Genomic DNA, 889 nt, shown 5'->3' with positions numbered 1-889 from the left:
ATCAACTCCATCGATTTCTTGGTGGCAGCATAGAAGGTAAGCGGCTCATCGGTCCGATCGGCCTCCCGGAACGGAACGGACGGGTTGGCGCCATAGATCGAAGAGGTGGATGCCAACATCAGATGGCTGACACCGACGTCCTTGGCAATCTCCAGGATGTTCCAGGAGCCTTCGAGGTTGGAGGTCAGGTATGCGCGCGGGTTCTCAAGGCTGTAGCGAACGCCGGCTTGCGCCGCGAGGTGGACCATGACGTCGGGCTTTGCGCTAGCGACAGCCTCTTCCAGCGCCTTGCGGTCTTCCAGCATGGCCGTTACCGCGCGGAAGGCCGGAAACTGTGCCAGCGCGGCGTTGCGCATGTGCTTGAGCTTGATGTTGTAGTAATGCGTCATTCCATCAAAGCCTACGACTTCATGACCTTCCTGCAGCAGGCGGCGCGCAAGATGAAAGCCGATGAAGCCAGCGGTGCCGGTGATGAAGTAACGCATCTCTATTTCTTCTCGTTCTTCTTTCCGACCGCGAAGTGGTTGAACCCGTATTTGATCACCTCAGCGACAGGGTAGATATTCCTGAGGTCGACGATAGTTGGGGTCTTCACCAGCGATTTCAGGCGCTTGAAATCAAGCGCACGGAACTCGTCCCATTCAGTGACGATGACGATCGCGTCGGCGCCTTCGGCGATCTCATAGGGGTCGGTACCATAGGCGATCGGGCCAAGGACTTCCTTGGCCATTTCCATGCCTTCGGGATCGTAGGCGTGAACATTGGCGCCACCGTCCAGCAGGGCCTGGATGATGGTAATCGACGGCGCATCACGCATGTCGTCGGTGTTCGGCTTGAAGGTCAGGCCGAGGACCGCGATCTTCTTGCCGCGAACATTGCCATCGCAGGC

Annotated in this window: 2 protein-coding genes; both read right to left on the bottom strand. The window is 58.2% G+C overall.

Translation table 11 applies throughout. From position 1 onward, the window contains the following. Window positions 1-485 (bottom strand): GDP-mannose 4,6-dehydratase (locus JNB88_RS34825; RefSeq protein ID WP_220359164.1); only part of this gene is annotated, 485 nt, incomplete at its 3' end. 2 nt (window positions 486-487) lie between these two features. Next, the coding region (locus JNB88_RS34820) for a UDP binding domain-containing protein (RefSeq protein ID WP_276572956.1) at window positions 488-889 on the bottom strand (402 nt) is incomplete at its 5' end.

The sequence above is a fragment of the Rhizobium cauense genome (genome assembly GCF_019511525.1).
Lineage (GTDB): Bacteria > Pseudomonadota > Alphaproteobacteria > Rhizobiales > Rhizobiaceae > Rhizobium > Rhizobium cauense.
Note: the sequence above shows the minus strand (reverse complement) of the source record. Positions and strands in the feature narration are given on the sequence as shown.